At 39.9% G+C, this 667-nt stretch carries 1 protein-coding gene; it reads left to right on the top strand.

What is annotated here, in order from left to right:
- A partial coding sequence (locus ACSV4D_RS18100) for a transposase (RefSeq protein ID WP_439229392.1) occupies nt 1–628 on the top strand: 628 nt, incomplete at its 5' end.
- Between the last annotated feature and the right edge of the window lie 39 nt (nt 629–667).

Raw genomic sequence — 667 nt, 5'->3', positions numbered from 1 at the left:
TATCATTACCATAGTTGCTGTTACAGAGCAAGGCAAGAGCAATGAAAACGGCACCCAACCCGAATATTTAGTATCCAAGTTTAGCTACGACAGAGCAATCAATACCTACACTTGTCCGCAAGGACAAATCCTTAGCACTACCGGAAGCTGGCATAAGAAAACGGGAAGAACAGCAGAAAGTGGTTATAGGTTCCAAAAATACCGCACACCAGCTTGTAAAACTTGCCCAGTAAAAGACCTTTGCACCAGTAGAAAAGGCGGTAGGGAAATAGACCGAAGCCAGTATGCCGATGCCGTAGAAGAAAACCACCAACGTTACAAAGAAAACGCGCAATTATACCGCAAACGCCAAGAGATCAACGAACATATCTTTGGCACTATCAAGCGAAAATGGGGCTACAATTACACGGATTTAATAGGACTCGAGAAAGTAAATGGTGAACACAGTTTAATCATGCTGGTGTACAACATTAAACGCAGTATCAATATCCTTGGCGTTCCCGAGCTGATTGCTAAACTCAAAGCATGGAACTCATCTTACAAGAGAAAAGATTTGTTTTTACTAAAAACGACTTGTTTAAAGCTGAAATTAGCATACTTTTTTTATCAAACTAAATTAGCAGCCTAAAAAAGGAACCTTCTTAAAAAGGCTTTATTGGAATTATAG

Origin of the sequence: Flavobacterium sp. ARAG 55.4 (assembly GCF_051846875.1) — a bacterium.
Lineage (GTDB): Bacteria > Bacteroidota > Bacteroidia > Flavobacteriales > Flavobacteriaceae > Flavobacterium > Flavobacterium plantiphilum.
The sequence above is the reverse complement of the archived record's forward strand: the minus strand, read 5'-3'. Positions and strand labels throughout refer to the sequence as shown.